Consider the following 16,178-nt stretch of genomic DNA (forward strand, 5'->3'; position numbering starts at 1 on the left):
GTTCAGCCCCGCGCGGCGCACCTCTGACCGAACGTAGTCAGAAGAGACGCTGTCTAGTTTGTAGGCGGGTAATCCAAGATCGTCCAGTTCATTGCCGAACCTTGTGGCAAGTACCACCGTGTTGTCGCCGGCCAGTTGCATGAACGATGCCAGATCAGACTGGAGGTGGTTGTCCTCGTAGCTTTCGGACGGCGCCTCGTTCACTCCATCCAGAAAGAACACCCCTGCACCCGCCGCGAGCAGATCCGCCAGCTGAACGTCGAGCGGTAGCGCCTTTTCCACCATTTCGACAATGCTGCCATCGTAATCGCGGCACTCGATGATCACCGGCACGCGGAGATCGTTGAGTTCGACGTCCGGCTCGCTCAGGCAAGCGTTCTCAAGTACTCGAGCAATCGAGCGGACCGCCTGCCGAACGGCGAAACTCTTGCCGGAACCCGGCGGTCCCTCGACCACCATCCGACCCCGGAAGGCAGCCAGGGCATCCGCCGCAGTCCTGCCGATGCTCCACAGAAACCTGTCAAGCCCGCCGTCAGGACGGCTGGTGAACTCCAGACCAATCGGAATCGGATCCGCTGCCTCGCCAATTTGGCTCATCAACCTTCGCGCATGCCTGGCGAGCGCCAGGATCATATTGCCGGTGTCTCGCGGGATGGCGGAAGCGGTACGTCTCGGGTCGACGGGAACGGCTGCGGCGATCTCCTTGATCAAACCGAGCACCGGGCGGTGCCGCTCCGGAACCGGAGGCCGCTTGATCGGTCGCATACGGGATGATTCGGATGCCGTAGCTCCGGTTCCAGTAGTCAACCTCCGCCGGAGGAACGTCGGGCATCAGCGCATAATGCCCGGCCGGGTTCGCCCCGAATGTCAACGAGATCAGGTCACGCACCAGCAGGAAGTCGGGATCGCGCAGGCCGAAGCCGACGAACAGAACCGGCCGGCTCACCAACAAGGTCCGCATAGCCTCCAGTACGTTGCGGCGGGCACCCTGCATCTCCCGGTAATCCTCGCGGGTGAGCACTATGGAGTCGCAGCTGCTGATGTCGCCGTGAGGCTTGAAAACAAAGCCCTCGGACTTCGCCTGCACGACGGTGGCGATCTCGATCTGCTGCAACGGGGTCACGACGTCGAAGTACTCGCCCGGGCGGTGCTCACGCAGGGCGCGCTCCAACAGTCCGTCGTAGTTCGTCGTGATGAAGCAGCGCGCTCCAAGGCCAACGATCGCACGGTGCAGCTCTGCCGGCTCTACCAGCGGGGCATGGCAGTGTCGACGCAGAAATTCGCATCGCTCGTTCCTGTTGAGCTGATGGAAGCCGAAGCTGGCGGCCAGCAGCAGGTCGTTGTTGGCTAGTTCCCGCTCGACGAGCATGGCGGACCGGCCGTTCTCGACCAGGAACTCCGCGAGCCGCTGCAGCAGCTCCCGCCAGGTTGGCAGGCCCGACCAGTTCGAAACTCCGGCGCCGACGAAGACGATGGTGTCGGGTCGGCTTATAAGCTCGCCAAGCCGACGCGCTTCTGCGAACAAAGATGAGGTCCTATCAGGGAGATGGCAGCTCCGACCACGATACGAGGTCATCCCCCCGGTCAACCAGATCGAGAACCACTCATTCCTGTAGCCCACGGCCGAACAGCGGCTCGTGGGCGATAAGCCGAAGCGAGAAGGCGGTAGGCGGGCGACCTGCCCGCGTCGAGTTCCTCGTAGGCACGACGTGCGCTCGGATTCGTGCCTGATGCCGTTGGCGTCGAAGCTCGGCCTGCCCCGTGCCGGCGTCACCCCCGGCCCGGCACGCCCCACGGCGATGTGGTGGCCGGCGCGGGCGGCAGGTTGCGCCCGCGTCGGAGGATGTGCCGGTGACGAAACGACGGCGCGGCTCCCCGGCACCGACCCCGGCTGGTATGCGCCCGCGAATGCGGGTCCTGCTGACCGCGTTGGCCATGCTGCTGCCGGGGCTGGGCCTGGCCGTTGGCGCTCTGGCGTACCGGTGGCACGTGTCGTCGGAGGCGGACCGGCTGCGGGCCGGCGGCGTGCCGGTCACGGCCTACGTGTCCGACCGGGCAGGGGGCGGTGGCCGGGGCAGCGGCATCGACCGGATCGAGGTCTCCTACCTGTACGGGTCGAAGCAGTACAGCACCTGGATCCCCTGCGCCGGTGGGACCGGCTGTCACCGGACTCCCGGACCGAAGATGGCCGTGTGGGTGGACCCGGCGGCCCCGGAGAAGTTCGTGGCGGCGAACGGGCACACCAACGGCTCGTTGTCGTTCCTGATGTCCTGGACGGCCATCCCGGCCGGGCTGGTGTTCGCCGTCCTCGGCGGCGTCGGGGTGGTGCTGGTCATCCGCACCAGAGACGACCAGTGGGCGTAGCGCCACCGGCGGGGCGATCGGCGGCCCGTCAGGCCGCGGTTGCGGCGACGCAGAACTCGTTGCCCTCGGGGTCGGCCATCACCACGTGGTGCCTGTCGACCTCCTCCAGGACGAGCCCACCCGCCTCGACCAGGCGGTGGGCTTCCGCCATGATCCGCGCCCACCGCTCGTCGGGCGTGCCGCTGCCCTCCACCCGGATGTCGATGTGGAGGCGGTTCTTGGCCGTCTTGGGCTCGGGGACGTCGAGAATGGAGAGGTGCGGCCCGATTCCGTCGGGATCGCACAGCCACGCCCCGTCCGCCGGGTCGTCCTCCGGCAGGTCGAACTGGGCGAGCCACTCCGCCCGGGTCGCGAAGGGCGGTGGCGGCGGTTCGTCGATGTAGCCCAGGGCCGTCCTCCAGAACGCGGCGAGCACCTGCGCGTTTGTGGAGTCGAGGGTGAGGTCGATTCTGGCTGGCATGGTCGGACCGTACGGCACCCCTGCGACATTCACGCCGGTGCCGACTCAGAGGGGACCGAGCAGGCCGGCGAGCACGCTGTCGCCCTGACCGAGCCCCGCCCCGCCGGCCTGCGACACGACCAGGAAGCGTCGGCAGCCGTCGAGCTCCACGTACCGGTCGGGGCCGCCGGTGCCGTCCAGCGGTCGCAGCACGGCGAAGCGGGACGCCGGGGTGGCACAGTCGACCACCGCTCGGCGGTTGCCCAGTGCCCGCAGCACGCCCGCCTGGCGGTCGGCCGGGAGTGGCCCGCCGTACACGAAGTCGCCCGCCGGTTTGCCGCCGCCCTGCTCGGACGCGGGCACCTGGTAGACGCAGAGGCGCAGCGGCCCGTCGGTGGGCGCTGCGGGCGGCCCGGGTGGTCCGGGGCGGCCGCTGGTCGTCTCCACCCACACCATGTCCGCCCACCGTTGGGCGCAGCCGGCGGCGTCGGCCTCCGGCGATTCGACAGGCCCGACGGTACGGGTGTCCACGGTGGTCAGCCGCAGTTCGTCGAGCGCGGTGCGCACCTCGGCGCGCGGTTTGCCGCAGGCGTCGGTGGGCAGGTACGGGCGCAGCCAGCGGCCCCGTTCGTCGAGCAGGGCGAGCCACGGCGGGACGATCATGTCGAGGGTGCAGGCGAACTCCCCCTTCGGCCGCTGCTGGTCGGGCAGGCGCAGCGCCTCGATGAGCGCGTCGATCTCGTCGGCGTGGCGCTCGGTGGCCACCTGCTCCTGCCCGCCGCCGGGACGCGGCCGGATCTCCCGGCCGCAGAGCACTGCGGAAACCGGGGTGAACGAGGGATCGACCCGCCCGATCTCCGGCCCGTTCCGCGCGGGAGCCGCCGGTTCCGGCGACACGGTGGCGGCCGGCGGTACCGGTAACTCCGCGCCCGCCTGCGGCGCCGCCTCGGCGCAGGAGGTCCACGACTCGACGATCTCGGCCGGGCCGGGTTCGTCGACCGGCCCGCCAACCGTCTCCCCGCAGCCGCTCAGGGCCACCCCGAGCAGCGCCACCACCAGGACGTTCCGACCCTTCGGCATGTTGGTTCGACGGCCGCGGACCGGGCCCGGTTCCGCGGGCGGCGTGACGCCTCCAACCATTGCTGACGCCGCCGGCCCGGTCCGCAGCGGCCGTGGGCATGATGACCCGATGGCACATCTGGGACTTGTCGCGTTGCTGGTCGGGGAGTACGACGAGGCGATCGACTTCTACGTCGGGAGCCTCGGCTTCGAGCTGGTGGAGGACACTCCCCGACCGGACGGCTCACGCTGGGTGGTGGTGCGCCCGTCGGGTGCCCGGGAGACGGCGTTGCTGCTGGCCCGGGCGACCGGTCCGGAGCAGCGGGCGCGGGTGGGCGACCAGACGGGTGGCCGGGTCGGCCTGTTCCTCCACACCGAGGACTTCGCCAGGGACCACGCGCGGATGGTGGCGGCCGGGGTGCGCTTCCTGGAGGAGCCGCGGCACGAGCCGTACGGCTCGGTGGCGGTCTTCGCCGATCTCTACGGAAACCGGTGGGATCTGCTCCAGCCTCGCGGCACAGAGTGACACATTGGCGACAGTCCGCGCACAATGAGTGATCGACAGCGACCGACCGTGCTATTCTCCGATGTCGATCTCTGCCGCGCGGACCCGGACCGGGTCGTTGTCGGAAGGGCACTTCCCGATGCCGGCCGTTGCCGCCCCGAGCGTGCCGCCGCCCGTGCTGGACAATCCGGCCGGCGGCGTGCTGAACCTCATCTTCACCACGACTCCGGCGCTGCTGCGACTGACCTGCGGGTTGGTCAGTGCGGCGGTGGCGCTGTCGGTGCGTACCCCACCTGTCGAAACGGCCCTGCTGCTGCCGGTCGTGGCAGCGCTGACCGGCTGGTCGCTCTGGTACGCGATCCGCGCGCTGCGGCACGGATTCACCCCGGCCCTGACCGCCGCTGACGTCGCGATAACCGCGGTGGTCTGCCTGCTCATCCCCGTGCTGGTGGCGCCGGGGGTGCTTCCCGGCGAGGGCAGCTGGATCGCGGTGCTCGCCAGCACCACGGTGATCAACGCACAGGCCACCGGCACGCCACGCTTGTCGGTTCCGGCCGGGCTGCTGGTCACCGCCACGTACGCGGTGGGCACGTACTCCGCCGGCAACCCCACCGAGGCGCGCGCGCACGCGGCCACGCTGCTGGTGCAGACCGGCTGCACGGCGATGATGACCACGGTGATGCGCCGGCGGATCGGCCGCGCCGACCGGGCGTTCGCCGAGCATCAGCGGCTGACCAGGGAGGCGCTTGTCGCCCGCGCCGCCCGGGAGGCCGAACGACAGCAGAACCGCGACCTGCACGACACCGTCCTCGGCACGCTGACCATGGTGGGGCTCGGCGCGGTGGCCGGGCCGTCGCCCGCGTTCCGCGAACGGTGCGCGTCCGACCTGCGTACCCTCGTCGCGGTGGCCGACGTCGGCCCGGTGCCCGGCGACGGCCCGGTGCCGCTGGACGGTCGGCTGCGCACGGTGCCCGACCGGCTGCCCGAGCTACCGGTGAGCGTGGAGCTGGCGCCCTGCGCGGTGCCCGCCGGGGTGGCCGACGCGATCACCGAGAGCACCTACGCGGCGCTGTCCAACGTGGTCAGGCACGCCCCGGGGGCGCGGGCCTCGCTACGACTCACCCGCGACGCGATCGCCGTCGTGGTCGAGGTCGCCGACGACGGCCCCGGTTTCGACCCCGCCACCGTCCCCGCGCACCGGTACGGGCTGCGCGAGTCGATCCGCGGCCGGATGGCGACCGTCGGCGGACGGGCCGAGGTGGTCTCAGCGCCCGGTCAGGGCACCCGGATCCGGCTGGAGTGGCCCGGTGTCGGCTGACCTCGACGCCACGGCGGCGGTACCGGCACCCATCCGGTTCGACGTGCCGGCGCCCCGCGAGTCGGCCTCCACGGAGGCTCTCGCCGCGCCGGCCGCGGTGGCCCACGCGTCCGACCGGGGTGCCCGGATCGTGGCCGTCGCCATCGCGCTCGCCTGGCACCTCGCCATCGGGCTGCCGGCGGTGTTGGCGGCCCGCGCGGAGTTCGCCGCGCCGGTGGTGGTGATCGGCGGCTGGGTGCTGGTCCTCGCGGCCGGTACGACAGCCGGGGTGCTCCTGCTGCGGGACACACCGCTGCCACCGTGGCCACTGGCCGGGCTGCTGGTCGTCGTCGACGCGGCGGTCTTCGCCGCCGCCGGCGAGCGACAGCTGTTCACGGCCGCCAACTGGGTGTGGGGCACGCTCGGCTGGTTCTTCCTGCTGGCGCTGTGGGGGCGGCGGGTCGCCGGGCTGGTGGCGCTGCTGACCGCGCACGCGGTGATCGCGCTGGTCGCCGTCCTCGGACACGGCATCGACGAAGCCGACCTGGCCCGCTACGTCATGTACGTGTACGGCACGTTCTCGCTCCCGGTGGCGATCTTCGTGGGCAGCACGATGATCGTCGGGTTGGGTCGGGACCGGGCCGCCGCCGCGGCCGCCATGCACACGATGGCCGCGGAACGGGACGCCGCCGAACGGGGTCTGCGGGAACGCCGCGACCGGCTCGCGCTGGTCGGGGCGACGGCCGGGCGGGTCCTCGGCGAGTTGGCCGCCGGACAGGCCGACCCGGACGACCCGGAGGTGCAGCGGCGGTGCGTGCTGGCCGCCGCCCGACTGCGCCGCCTGATCGCCGAGTCCGACGACGTGCCCGACCCCCTGCTGCACGAGCTGCGGGCAGCCGCCGACCTGGCCGAACGCAACGGGCTGCCGATCGACCTGGTCACCATCGGCAGTCCGCCGCCGCTGCCGGTGGAGATCCGCCGCCAGTTGGCCGACCCGCTCACCGCCCTCCTCGCGGGCGCCCGCGACTGGGCCCGGCTGACAGTGGTGTCCGGCCCGGACGAGGTGGTGGTCAGCCTCGTCACGCCGGACCGGCCGGGGCCGGAGGCGACCGGCCCACCGCCCGGGGAGTACGACGACGGGCCGGTGCAGCACCTCTACGAACGGGACGGGGACATCAGATGGGCGCAGACCCGGTGGCGGAGATGACCGGCGGGCGGCCGGTCGGTGTGGCGATCGTCGACGACCACCCGGTGGTCGTCGACGGCGTCCGCGCGTGGCTCGCCACGGAGGCGCGACTGACCGTGCTGGCCACCGGGGACGACCCGGACGAGGTGCTGCGCGCCGCCCCGCACGCCGACGTGGTCCTGCTCGACCTGCGGCTGCACGGCAGGATGGCGCTGGACAAGCTGGCCGAGCTGAGCGCCGCCGGGCGGCGGGTGGTGGTCTACTCGGAACACACCGACCCGGACACGATGCTCGCGGCGCTGGACGCGGGGGCGGTGGCCTTCCTGGCCAAGCACGAGGGCCGGGAGCACTGCGTGGCGACCGTGCTGGCCGCCGCGAGCGACCGCCCGTACGTGCCGCCGGCGCTGGCCGGCGCGATGGTCGGCGACCCACGACCGGACCGGCCGATGCTGTCCGACAAGGAACGGGAGGCGCTGCTGCTCTGGTTCCAGTCGATGTCCAAGGCGTCGGTGGCCCGGCGGATGCAGATCAGCGAACACACGGTCAAGCAGTACGTGGACCGTGCGCGGATCAAGTACACCCGGGCGGGGCGTCCGGCTGCCACAAAGGCGGCGTTGCTCGCCCGGGCGATCGAGGACGGCCTCGTCCGCCCGGAGGAGATTGGCATCTACCGGTCACAGGCGACGCACGACCGGCCGACCCCCTAACGGGCGTCATGACAGCGGCTGTCGCGTCCGCCAGGCTTTGACGACAGCCAGCTGACCGGAAGGTCGTGACGATGCACTGCGACGCGTCTCCCTTCTTCATCGGGCCGCACCGGTTCGACGCCTTGGACGACGACGTGGGGCCGGTCCTGGACCGCCGGTACGACCTGCGTCCCATGCCCGGTGAGCGGGTGCTCGACCGGTACAAGATGCTTGTCTCCGGCTACCTGCTCGGGCCGACGGAGGCGCGGCGGGGCTGGAACCTGCCCGGGCCGGTCTCGGTGACCGTCACCGACCAGCGGGTCTGCTGGGTGGGCACCGGTTCGCAACTCTCCCTGGTCGCCGACGACACGCCCCGCACCCGGGTCGCCGGTCGACTGCCGGGGCTGATGAGCGGGCAAATCCGCTGGCAGTGGCCGTCCCGTCTGGAGCTGCCGCCGGCCGCCGGGCACACCCCGGCGCAACTGCTGATCGTCTGCGACGCGCTGCGCACCATCCAGCAGCCGGCGTTGGCCCTCGGCGGGCCGGTCGCCGAAGTCACCGCGCTGGCCCAGCAGGTACGCCGCGCGGTGGCGATGTTCCGGCTCACCCGGCCGCAACTGGTCGACCTGTCGGCGCAGGAACGCGACGTGCTGCTGCTGCGGGCCGGCCCCGGCCTGCTCGCCGGGGACACGCGGGTCACGCTGCCCGGCTCACTGCCTGTGGAGTTCCGTTCCCGCGACGACTACTACCGGTCCGGGCCGGAGCCGACCTCGTGGACCGGGCTCGCAGGCGGCGCAGCATCCGGGCATCGGTGAAGCCGACTGTTCGGGCGGCCGACTCCACTGTCGTACCGTGGCCGATGAGGTGCTCGGCGCGTTCCACCCGCAGCAGCTGCTGGTAGCCGAGCGGGGTCAGCCCGGTGGCGGCACGGAACAGCCGGGTCAGCGTCCGCTCGGCGACGCCACCGGCGGCGGCCAGCTCGGCCAGCGGCAGCGGCTCGGCGTACCGACCGTCGATCAGATCCTGCACCCGGTGCACCGCCTCGGACAGGTGCGAACGGTGCCGCATCATCGCGCTGGCCTGGGGCTCGTGCCCGTTGCGCCGGGCGTAGACGACAAGCGTGCGGGCGATCCGGGCGGCGGTCGACGGGCCGTGCCGGGTGGCCACCAGGTGCAGCGCCACGTCGATGCCGCTGGCGATGCCGGCGGAGGTGACCACCCGGTCGTCGACGACGTACAGCACGTCACGGGTCACCCGCGCCGCCGGGTGACGACGAGCCAGGTCGTCCTGCACCTCGTGGTGGGTGGTGCAGCGGCGGCCGTCGAGCAGGCCGGCCCGGCCGAGGGCGTACGCGCCGGCGCAGACGCTGGCCACGGTGCCGCCGGCGGCATGGTGCTCGGCGAGTCTGCGCAGGTCCGCCGGCGACACCGGGCCCTGCGGGCCGTGCGCCGACGGCCGCCAGCCCGGCACCAGCACCAGGTCGTCCGGGGTCAGCTCGGGCCACCGGGTGTCGGCCACCAGGGGTACGCCCTGCACTGTCGACACCTGCTCCCGCTCGGCGACGTAGTGCAGCCGGTAGTCGTGGCCGAGGTCGGCGGCGCTGGAGAAGACCTGGGCCGGCCCGGCGAGGTCCAGCAGGTGCAGCTGCGGGACCAGCAGGAAGACGACCCGGGCCATCGGCTCAGCCCCGGGTGCCGGCGAGGGTCGCGCCGGTCACCTCGTCCACGGTCCGGATGGTCGCGAAACGGCCGGCGAGCGCGTACTCGGTGCGGGTCACGATCTCCTCGTTGCCCAGGGTGCGCGGGTCGGCCAGGATCTCCGCGACCGTGGCGGTCTCCGGCAGGTCCCGGTGCGGGATGGGGAAGGTCAGTGTGGCGTCGGTGACGAAGGTCATCCGGTAGCCGAGGTCCGCGCCGACCCGGGCGGTCGTCTCCACGCACTGCTCGGTCCGGATGCCGCACACGGTGACGTCGGCGATGCCGGCCAGCGTGAGAACCTGCTGAAGATTCGTGGTGGTGAACGCGTTGTGCGCGGTCTTCACAAGCGTCGGCTCACCCTCACCCGGGGCCAGCCCGTCGATCAGGCGCACGAACCCGCGGGCCGGATCGAACAACCCGCCCGTGCCGGGCTCGGAGTGCAGGACCCAGACCACCAGGTCACCGCGCTCCCGGGCGGCGGAGACCAACCGCTGCACCTGCCCGACCAGATCCGGGTTGGAGCCGTACGCCCAGATCGGGCGCTGCCGGAACGATTCCTGAACGTCGATCACGACGAGTGCCGCTCTGCTCATGACGTCGATCCTGGCCGGTCGCCGACCGCGACGGCAGACACCATCGCGCCCGGATGCGGAACGATCCGGTCACCGGCCCGCCGCTCAGACGCTGGGGCTGCGCTGCTCCCCGGCGGCGTCCATGGCGGCGGCCTCCTCGGGCGTCGGGGCGCTGCCGCCCAGGTGCGCGGGCAGCCACCAGGTGTCGTCCGGGCCGGCGGGGGCGTCCGGGTACTCCCGCTGGGCCCGCTCGACGAGCGCCGTGAGCCGGGTCGTCAGCTCGGCGGCCAGCACGTTCGGGTCCGGGAAGTCGGCGGGGTGGATCGGCTCGCCCACCAGGATCGTGATGGGCGTGTGCCGGCGGGTCAGGGTGCGCGGGCGGCCCTTCGTCCAGAGTCGCTGCGTGCCCCACAGAGCGACCGGCAGCACCGGCACCTTCGCCGAGCGGGCCATCCGGACCGTGCCGCTCTTGAGTTCCTTCACCGTGAACGACCGGCTGATCGTCGCCTCCGGGAAGACACCGACCACCTCGCCGTTCTTGAGCGCGGCCACCGCCGCGCGGAACGACGCCGCGCCCGCGCCGCGGTCCACCGGAATGTGCTTCATCCCGCGCATCAACGGTCCGCCGATCCGATGCTCGAAGACCGAGTGCTTGGCCATGAAGCGGACCAGCCGGCCCGAGGGGTTCGCGCCGAGGCCGGCGAAGATGAAGTCGAGGTAGCTCACGTGGTTGCTGGCCAACACGGCCCCGCCGGTGCGGGGTACGTGATGCGCGCCCTCGATATTGATCTTCAGGTCGAGGACCCGGAACATCGTCTTGGCGGCGGCGATAACGGGCGGGTACACGAGCTCCGGCATTGGCAGAATCTACCCTGCCCCGCTGGGGATCGCCTGGGTGCCGACCGGCGGCGACGTGGGTGCGCGTCGCCGCCGGTCGGCCCGGCCCGTCCGGTCAGTCGGCGAGGTTGTCCAGGTTTACCCGGCCCCGGGCGAACGCGTCCACCCGACCCCAGCGACCCGGAATGTCCAGCACCTCGATCCGCCCCATCCCCACCGGCAGCCGCGGCTCGACCGCCAGGTGACCCTCGTGTGGTTCCAGGCCCAGCATGGTGCGCAGCAGCAGCAGCGGAGTACCCGTCGACCAAGCCTGCGGGCTGCACGCCGTCGGGTACTCCACCGGGAACTTGGTCAGCTCCCGGGGGTAACCGCCGAACGCCTCCGGCAGCCGCCCGTCGAAGTAGGTGGCCGCGTCCAGGATGCCGTTGGCGATGCAGGCCGCCTCCTCGGCGAAGCCGTACCGGCGCAGACCCCAGGCGATGAAGGAGTTGTCGAACGGCCAGACCGTGCCGTTGTGGTAGCCGATCGGGTTGTACCGGGCCTCGCCCTCGGCAAGCGTGCGTACCCCCCAGCCGGAGAAGAGCCGCGGCCCCACCAGGTGCGCCGCGAGCTTCTCCGCCCGCTCCGGTTCGGCGATCCCGCTCCACAACAGGTGACCGATGTTGGAGCTGAGGACGTCGCACTGGCGGCCCTCCGGGTCCAGGGCCAGGGCGTAGTACTCGCCGTCGGCCACCCACCAGTCCCGGTTGAACCGCTCCTTCAGCTCCGCGGCCTCGCGCTCCAACTGGTCGGCGAACTGCGGGTCACCCCAGAACTCGCGGGCCAGTCGCGCGGCGCGGACCTTCGCGTCGTACGCGTAGCCCTGCACCTCGCAGGTCGCCCTCGGGAACGGCGGCAGGGTGCCGTCGGCGTAGGAGATCGAGTCCCAGGAGTCCTTCCAGCACTGGTTCTCCAGGCCGGTATCGGTGTTGCGCCGCTCGTACCAGATGTAGCCGTTGCCGACCAGGTCGGCGTAGCTGTCGATCCACCTCAGTGCGGCCCGGGACTCCTGCTCCAGCTCCTTGACCAGCGCGACGTCCCCGGTCCACCGCTCGTACTCGTCGAGCAGCACGACGAACAGCGGGGTCGCGTCCACCGAGCCGTAGTACGGCGAGTGCGGCTGCTCCTCGAACGCGGCCGTCTCGCCGTACCGCATCTCGTGCAGGATCCGACCGGGGTCCTCGTCCCGGAAGTCGTCGAACCGGCTGCCCTGGAGCGACGCCAGGATGCGCAGCGTGGTCTTCGACAGCTGCGGGGTGAACGGCAGCGTCTGCAGGCAGGTGAGGATGCTGTCCCGGCCGAACATGGTCATGAACCAGGGCAGGCCGGCTGCGGGCAGCGTGGCGCCGCCGAGCGACAGCGGCGAGAAGCGCAGCGCCGCCAGGTCGATGAGACTGCGCCGGTACGTGCTGGCGACCCGACCGTGCTCACTGTTGACCTTCGGGGCGTCGGCGATCCACTGCTCCAGGTCGTGCTGGAGGGCGAGTCGCTCGGTGCCGTGCACCCGGACCCCCATCCGCAGGTCCCGGCCCCCGGGCCCGAGCGCGTGGGTCTGTACGTCGATCGCGGTGTTCCACTGCTCGTTGGGTTCCAGATGGACTGTGTACGCGAAACCCCTGCTGTCGTATCGGGCCTCGATCGACGAGGAGATCACCGTCTCCCGCCGGAAGTTGCCCCGGCGGTAGCCCAACCGCAGCCTGTCCGGCTCGACCTCGGAGTAGTTCTCGCCCTTCTTGTTCAGGATCTCGTCCTTGACCTGGAACAGGTCGGCGAAGTCCGACGCCGCCTCCATCCGGATCTCCAGGTCGACCGGCTTCTCGTCGTGGTTGAGGATGGTGAGCTGCTCCCGGAAGCTGCCGCCCACCGCGCGCTCCCGGATGATCGACAACTTGGCGTCCACGTAGTGCGTGGCCATGCCCGGCACCAGGAAGAACCGGGACTCGAAGTACTGCAGGTCGTCGAAGGAGAGCGAGTTGAGCCGCTCGCCGTTCACGGTGAGCACCCAGGTGGACAGGAACCGGGTGTCCAGCGAGAACAGCCCGGTCGGCTCGCTCGGAGTCGCCTCGATGTCGCCGGTGTCCTCGGAGACGACGAACGTGCTGCCGTCGAGGATCCGGACCGTGTTGCTTTGCCCCATCAGTGCACCTCCTGGGTGAAGCGCCGACGCGGCCCACGGGCGTCCGGGGAACCCGGGAAGATCCGTTCGACCTGCACCACGAGCCGTGCGTCACCGGACACCGTCATGTCCCCGCGCAGCAGGGCGGCCAGGCCGTGTTCACGGCCGCTGGCGATGTCCTCGAAGAGGGCCGGGCTCGCCCCGATGACGGTGTCGGCCTCCTGGTCCTCCTGACTCACCTCCAGCCGGCCGTGGTCGATGGCCAGCAGCCAGTGCCGGGTCTGCGCGCCTTCGTGCAGGTCGATGCGCAGCGTTCCGGAGGCCTTCGCCAGCAGGGGCTCGTACCCCCGCCGATCCAGGTCCTCGAAGAACCTCGTGGTCGCGTCCACCATCGGGTCCACTCCTTCCAGTTCGCCGGGCCCGGGATCCCACCCGGCGCGCTCGCGTCGCGCGCACGGCCGGCTTGGCACGTCCCCGCACGGGTCCCCGCCGGGTACGCCGTCAACCTCGCCCGGATCGGGTGAGCCGCGCGGGGCCCCGGACGCGCGACGCCGGCCCTCCCGCGAGGGGAGGGCCGGCGTGTCCGCGGCGGACTGTCAGTTGTTCGGGTCGTCGGCGCTGATGTCGGCCAGGACCGACTGCGGTTCGCGCTCGACCGCGAGGTCACCCATCGAGACCAGGCCCACCAGGCGTCCGTCGTCGATCACCGGCAGCCGGCGTACGGCGTAGGTGCGCATCAGGTCCGCGGCGGCCACCGCGTCGTCGTACTGGCTCACCGTGACCACGTCACGGGTGGTGATCTGGTTCAGCCGGGTCGACCCCGGGTCCATGTTCTCCGCGACACCCCGAACGGTGATGTCCCGGTCCGTGACGATGCCGACCACGTTGTCGCCGTCGGTCACCACCACGTCACCAATCGCGCTGTCCCGCATCTCCTGCGCGGCCGCGATGAGTGTGTCGTTGCCGTCCATCGTCACCAACCGGGTCGTCATGAACTCTCCGACCGTTGTCACGGTGCTCCCCTCTCGGTGTCGGCACGGCCCGTCTACCCGCCGCTCGGCAGGGGCTAACGCCAACCCTTCCCCGATGTCCCGCGACGTCGGCGCGGCAGGCCGGTATAACCGCCGGTCCACGTGACGTCCGCCCGTCGGGGCGGCGCGCCCCGGTTTGGCCGCCTACGGTGGGCCGGTGACGGCGGACGAGCGGGAGCTACGGGAGCTGGTCAGGGGCAACCGGTGGTTGACCCGGGCGCTGACCGTGGTGCGCGACTCGGGTCTGCCGGACGCCTGGATCGGCGCGGGCGCCCTGCGCGACCTGGTCTGGGGCGAGCGGTACGGCGACGGGTTCGACCCGGCGACGGTCCGGGACGTGGACGTGGTCTTCTTCGACCCGACCCGGCTGACCCGCGAGGACGACGACCGGGCCACCGCCCGGCTCGCGGCGGCGTGGCCGCAGCCGCCGTGGGAGGCGCGCAACCAGGCGGCGGTGCACACCTGGTACGCGGCGAAGTTCGGCGGCGGGCCGATCGCCCCGTACCGCGACGTGGCCGAGGCGGTCGCCACCTGGCCGGAGTACGCGACGGCGGTCGCCGTCCGCCTGGACGGGGCCGACCGGCTGGAGGTCTGCGCGCCGTACGGCCTCGCGGATCTGCTGGGCGGGGTGTGGCGGCACAACCCAGCCCGGGTGGATGTGGCCCTGTCCCGGCGACGGCTGGCCCGGCACCGGCCGGCGCAACGCTGGCCCGGTGTGACGGTGATCGAGCCGGGTTGAGCGGCCGGGTCAGCCCCGGGGCGGTATCCCGTAGACGCGCTCGGCGTGCAGGCGCAGCACCAGCCGCCGGTCGTCGACCATGGCCTGGCGGTATTCGTCCCAGTCCGGGTGCTCGCCGCTGAGCTCCCGGTAGAGATCCACCAGCTCCTGCACCGTCGCGTCGCCGGGCTCGGCGGCGGTCGGGGTCAGCTCGGCGCGGCCCTCGACGACCGCGTACGCCCAGCCGTCCTCGCTGCTGACGTGGAAGCTGGCCCGCGGGTCCCGACGCAGGTTGGCGGTCTTGGCCCGCCCCTCGGTGACGGAGACCCGGATCAGCCCGGCGTCCCTGTCGAACGAGTAGACCACTGTGGACAGCTGCGGCCGTCCGTCCCGCTTGATCGTCGCGAGCACGCCCATCGAGCGGCCGGCGATCAGGTCGGTCAACGCCTGCTGGCTGCTGTCGTCCGGCACGGTTTCCTCCAGGGGACGTCGGCTTCGTCCATCCAAGCACGCCCGGCCGACCGCCGCCCGGAACGCGACCGAGCCCCCGCCGGCGACCGGCGGGGGCTCGGGGTGACGCGATCGTCAGCGGCGCTCGGCGGCGACCAGCTCGGCGAGCTGCACCGCGTTGAGCGCGGCGCCCTTGCGCAGGTTGTCGTTGGAGCAGAACAGGGCCAGCCCGTACTCCACGGTCTCGTCGGCGCGGATCCGGCCCACGTAGGTCGGGTCCTGACCGGCGGCCTGCAACGGCGTCGGTACGGCGGTCAGCGCGACCCCGGGGGCGTCGGCGAGCAGCTCGTGGGCCCGCTGCGGGGTGAGCGGCCGGGCGAAGCGGGCGTTGATCTGGAGCGAGTGGCCGGTGAAGACGGGCACCCGCACGCAGGTGCCGGAGACCTTGAGGTCGGGGATCTCCAGGATCTTGCGGCTCTCGTTGCGGAGCTTCTGCTCCTCGTCGGTCTCGAACGAGCCGTCGTCGACGATCGAGCCGGCCAGCGGGAGCACGTTGAACGCGATCGGCTCGGCGAACGACCGCGGCGCGGGGAACTCCACCGCCGAACCGTCGAAGGCGAGCCCCGCGGCGTGCTCGGCGACCTTGCGGACCTGCTCGTCCAGCTCGGCGACGCCGGCCAGCCCGGCGCCGGAGACCGCCTGGTACGTCGACACGACCAGGCCGACCAGGCCGGCTTCGGCGTGCAGCGGGCGCAGTACCGGCATCGCGGCCATCGTGGTGCAGTTGGGGTTGGCGATGATGCCCTTCGGGCGGTAGGCGGCGGCGTGCGGGTTGACCTCGGCGACCACAAGCGGGACCTGCGGGTCCATCCGGAACGCCGAGGAGTTGTCGATCACGACGGCGCCGGCCTCGGCGACCCGGGGGGCCAGCTCCCGGGCGGTGCCCTTACCGGCCGAGAAGAGCACGATGTCCAGCCCGGAGTAGTCGGCGCTCGCCGCGTCCTCGACGATCACCTCGCCGTCGCGCCACGGCAGCGCACGCCCGGCGGACCGCGCCGAGGCGAACAACCGCACCTGCTCCGCCGGGAACTCCCGCTCCGCCAGCACCTGCCGCATAACGCCACCGACCTGGCCGGTGGCCCCCACAATGCCGATCCTCATGCCCGCGAGGCTACCCAGCCC

Annotated in this window: 18 protein-coding genes; 7 read left to right on the forward strand and 11 right to left on the reverse strand. The window is 71.9% G+C overall.

The window, feature by feature from the left end; genetic code table 11:
• Positions 1-532 precede the first annotated feature (532 nt).
• Complete coding sequence (locus FHG89_RS18455; RefSeq protein ID WP_167517458.1) at positions 533-1,525, reverse strand: SIR2 family protein; 993 nt, start codon at positions 1,523-1,525, stop codon at positions 533-535.
• Positions 1,526-1,851: 326 nt separating this feature from the next.
• Between FHG89_RS18455 and FHG89_RS18460 the strand changes: the two genes are divergently transcribed.
• Positions 1,852-2,364: a hypothetical protein gene (locus FHG89_RS18460; protein ID WP_139585628.1), complete on the forward strand. Its 513-nt coding sequence runs from the start codon at positions 1,852-1,854 to the stop codon at positions 2,362-2,364.
• Positions 2,365-2,392: 28 nt separating this feature from the next.
• Here FHG89_RS18460 and FHG89_RS18465 read toward each other — a convergent pair whose 3' ends face one another.
• Together FHG89_RS18465 and FHG89_RS18470 are read right to left on the reverse strand one after the other, a co-directional pair.
• On the reverse strand, positions 2,393-2,824 hold the full coding sequence (locus FHG89_RS18465; RefSeq protein ID WP_139585629.1) for a VOC family protein: 432 nt from the start codon (positions 2,822-2,824) through the stop codon (positions 2,393-2,395).
• 45 nt (positions 2,825-2,869) lie between these two features.
• Positions 2,870-3,883, reverse strand: coding sequence for a hypothetical protein (locus tag FHG89_RS18470; protein ID WP_139585630.1), 1,014 nt, complete (start codon positions 3,881-3,883; stop codon positions 2,870-2,872).
• Positions 3,884-3,992: 109 nt separating this feature from the next.
• On the opposite strand from FHG89_RS18470, the gene FHG89_RS18475 reads away from it, so the two are divergent.
• The 5 genes from FHG89_RS18475 (at position 3,993) to FHG89_RS18495 (ending at position 8,351) form a co-directional block, all read left to right on the forward strand.
• Positions 3,993-4,388 carry a VOC family protein gene (locus FHG89_RS18475; RefSeq protein ID WP_139585631.1) on the forward strand — a complete coding sequence of 132 codons (396 nt, stop codon included), beginning with the start codon at positions 3,993-3,995 and terminating at the stop codon, positions 4,386-4,388.
• 118 nt (positions 4,389-4,506) lie between these two features.
• Complete coding sequence (locus FHG89_RS18480) at positions 4,507-5,685, forward strand: sensor histidine kinase (protein WP_139585649.1); 1,179 nt, start codon at positions 4,507-4,509, stop codon at positions 5,683-5,685.
• Between the two features lie 31 nt (positions 5,686-5,716).
• Positions 5,717-6,871 (forward strand): hypothetical protein, encoded by a 1,155-nt coding sequence (locus tag FHG89_RS18485; RefSeq protein ID WP_139585650.1) that lies wholly within the window; start codon positions 5,717-5,719, stop codon positions 6,869-6,871.
• Positions 6,844-7,557 (forward strand): response regulator transcription factor, encoded by a 714-nt coding sequence (locus FHG89_RS18490; protein ID WP_139585632.1) that lies wholly within the window; start codon positions 6,844-6,846, stop codon positions 7,555-7,557. Before FHG89_RS18485 ends, FHG89_RS18490 begins: the two co-directional genes overlap by 28 nt.
• 71 nt (positions 7,558-7,628) lie before the next feature.
• A complete protein-coding gene (locus tag FHG89_RS18495; protein WP_139585633.1) occupies positions 7,629-8,351 on the forward strand; it encodes a hypothetical protein in 723 nt (240 codons plus the stop codon).
• Here FHG89_RS18495 and FHG89_RS18500 read toward each other — a convergent pair.
• The 6 genes from FHG89_RS18500 to FHG89_RS18525 all read right to left on the reverse strand — a co-directional run bounded on the left by FHG89_RS18500 (position 8,233) and on the right by FHG89_RS18525 (position 13,810).
• Positions 8,233-9,213, reverse strand: coding sequence for a GlxA family transcriptional regulator (locus FHG89_RS18500; RefSeq protein WP_139585634.1), 981 nt, complete (start codon positions 9,211-9,213; stop codon positions 8,233-8,235). The two genes, FHG89_RS18495 and FHG89_RS18500, sit on opposite strands and share 119 nt — an antisense overlap.
• A gap of 4 nt (positions 9,214-9,217) precedes the next feature.
• Positions 9,218-9,826 (reverse strand): isochorismatase family protein, encoded by a 609-nt coding sequence (locus tag FHG89_RS18505; protein ID WP_208761013.1) that lies wholly within the window; start codon positions 9,824-9,826, stop codon positions 9,218-9,220.
• A gap of 84 nt (positions 9,827-9,910) precedes the next feature.
• A complete protein-coding gene (locus tag FHG89_RS18510) occupies positions 9,911-10,663 on the reverse strand; it encodes a lysophospholipid acyltransferase family protein (protein ID WP_139585635.1) in 753 nt (250 codons plus the stop codon).
• 94 nt (positions 10,664-10,757) lie between these two features.
• Positions 10,758-12,818 carry an amylo-alpha-1,6-glucosidase gene (locus FHG89_RS18515; protein WP_139585636.1) on the reverse strand — a complete coding sequence of 687 codons (2,061 nt, stop codon included), beginning with the start codon at positions 12,816-12,818 and terminating at the stop codon, positions 10,758-10,760.
• A complete protein-coding gene (locus tag FHG89_RS18520; protein WP_139585637.1) occupies positions 12,818-13,189 on the reverse strand; it encodes an SCP2 sterol-binding domain-containing protein in 372 nt (123 codons plus the stop codon). Before FHG89_RS18520 ends, FHG89_RS18515 begins: the two co-directional genes overlap by 1 nt.
• A gap of 204 nt (positions 13,190-13,393) precedes the next feature.
• Positions 13,394-13,810: a CBS domain-containing protein gene (locus FHG89_RS18525; RefSeq protein WP_139585638.1), complete on the reverse strand. Its 417-nt coding sequence runs from the start codon at positions 13,808-13,810 to the stop codon at positions 13,394-13,396.
• Between the two features lie 175 nt (positions 13,811-13,985).
• Between FHG89_RS18525 and FHG89_RS18530 the strand changes: the two genes are divergently transcribed.
• The gene (locus tag FHG89_RS18530; RefSeq protein ID WP_167517459.1) at positions 13,986-14,567 is read left to right on the forward strand and encodes a nucleotidyltransferase family protein; all 582 of its coding nucleotides are present in this window, start codon (positions 13,986-13,988) and stop codon (positions 14,565-14,567) included.
• A gap of 9 nt (positions 14,568-14,576) precedes the next feature.
• Here FHG89_RS18530 and FHG89_RS18535 read toward each other — a convergent pair whose 3' ends face one another.
• Positions 14,577-15,017 (reverse strand): PPOX class F420-dependent oxidoreductase, encoded by a 441-nt coding sequence (locus tag FHG89_RS18535; protein WP_139585640.1) that lies wholly within the window; start codon positions 15,015-15,017, stop codon positions 14,577-14,579.
• Between the two features lie 114 nt (positions 15,018-15,131).
• A complete protein-coding gene (locus tag FHG89_RS18540; protein ID WP_139585641.1) occupies positions 15,132-16,157 on the reverse strand; it encodes an aspartate-semialdehyde dehydrogenase in 1,026 nt (341 codons plus the stop codon).
• Positions 16,158-16,178: the final 21 nt, after the last annotated feature.

The sequence above is a fragment of the Micromonospora orduensis genome (assembly GCF_006228125.1).
In the GTDB taxonomy this organism is placed as follows: domain Bacteria; phylum Actinomycetota; class Actinomycetes; order Mycobacteriales; family Micromonosporaceae; genus Micromonospora; species Micromonospora orduensis.

Excerpts from the sequence above, each read along its gene's own strand:
- FHG89_RS18495 (WP_139585633.1), top strand. The coding sequence starts at position 7,629 with ATGCACTGCGACGCGTCTCCCTTCTTCATCGGGCCGCACCGGTTCGAC.
- FHG89_RS18470 (WP_139585630.1), bottom strand. The coding sequence starts at position 3,883 with ATGCCGAAGGGTCGGAACGTCCTGGTGGTGGCGCTGCTCGGGGTGGCC.
- FHG89_RS18475 (WP_139585631.1), top strand. The coding sequence starts at position 3,993 with ATGGCACATCTGGGACTTGTCGCGTTGCTGGTCGGGGAGTACGACGAG.
- FHG89_RS18520 (WP_139585637.1), bottom strand. The coding sequence starts at position 13,189 with ATGGTGGACGCGACCACGAGGTTCTTCGAGGACCTGGATCGGCGGGGG.
- FHG89_RS18500 (WP_139585634.1), bottom strand. The coding sequence starts at position 9,213 with ATGGCCCGGGTCGTCTTCCTGCTGGTCCCGCAGCTGCACCTGCTGGAC.
- FHG89_RS18465 (WP_139585629.1), bottom strand. The coding sequence starts at position 2,824 with ATGCCAGCCAGAATCGACCTCACCCTCGACTCCACAAACGCGCAGGTG.
- FHG89_RS18505 (WP_208761013.1), bottom strand. The coding sequence starts at position 9,826 with ATGAGCAGAGCGGCACTCGTCGTGATCGACGTTCAGGAATCGTTCCGG.
- FHG89_RS18540 (WP_139585641.1), bottom strand. The coding sequence starts at position 16,157 with ATGAGGATCGGCATTGTGGGGGCCACCGGCCAGGTCGGTGGCGTTATG.
- FHG89_RS18480 (WP_139585649.1), top strand. The coding sequence starts at position 4,507 with ATGCCGGCCGTTGCCGCCCCGAGCGTGCCGCCGCCCGTGCTGGACAAT.
- FHG89_RS18515 (WP_139585636.1), bottom strand. The coding sequence starts at position 12,818 with ATGGGGCAAAGCAACACGGTCCGGATCCTCGACGGCAGCACGTTCGTC.
- FHG89_RS18490 (WP_139585632.1), top strand. The coding sequence starts at position 6,844 with ATGGGCGCAGACCCGGTGGCGGAGATGACCGGCGGGCGGCCGGTCGGT.
- FHG89_RS18510 (WP_139585635.1), bottom strand. The coding sequence starts at position 10,663 with ATGCCGGAGCTCGTGTACCCGCCCGTTATCGCCGCCGCCAAGACGATG.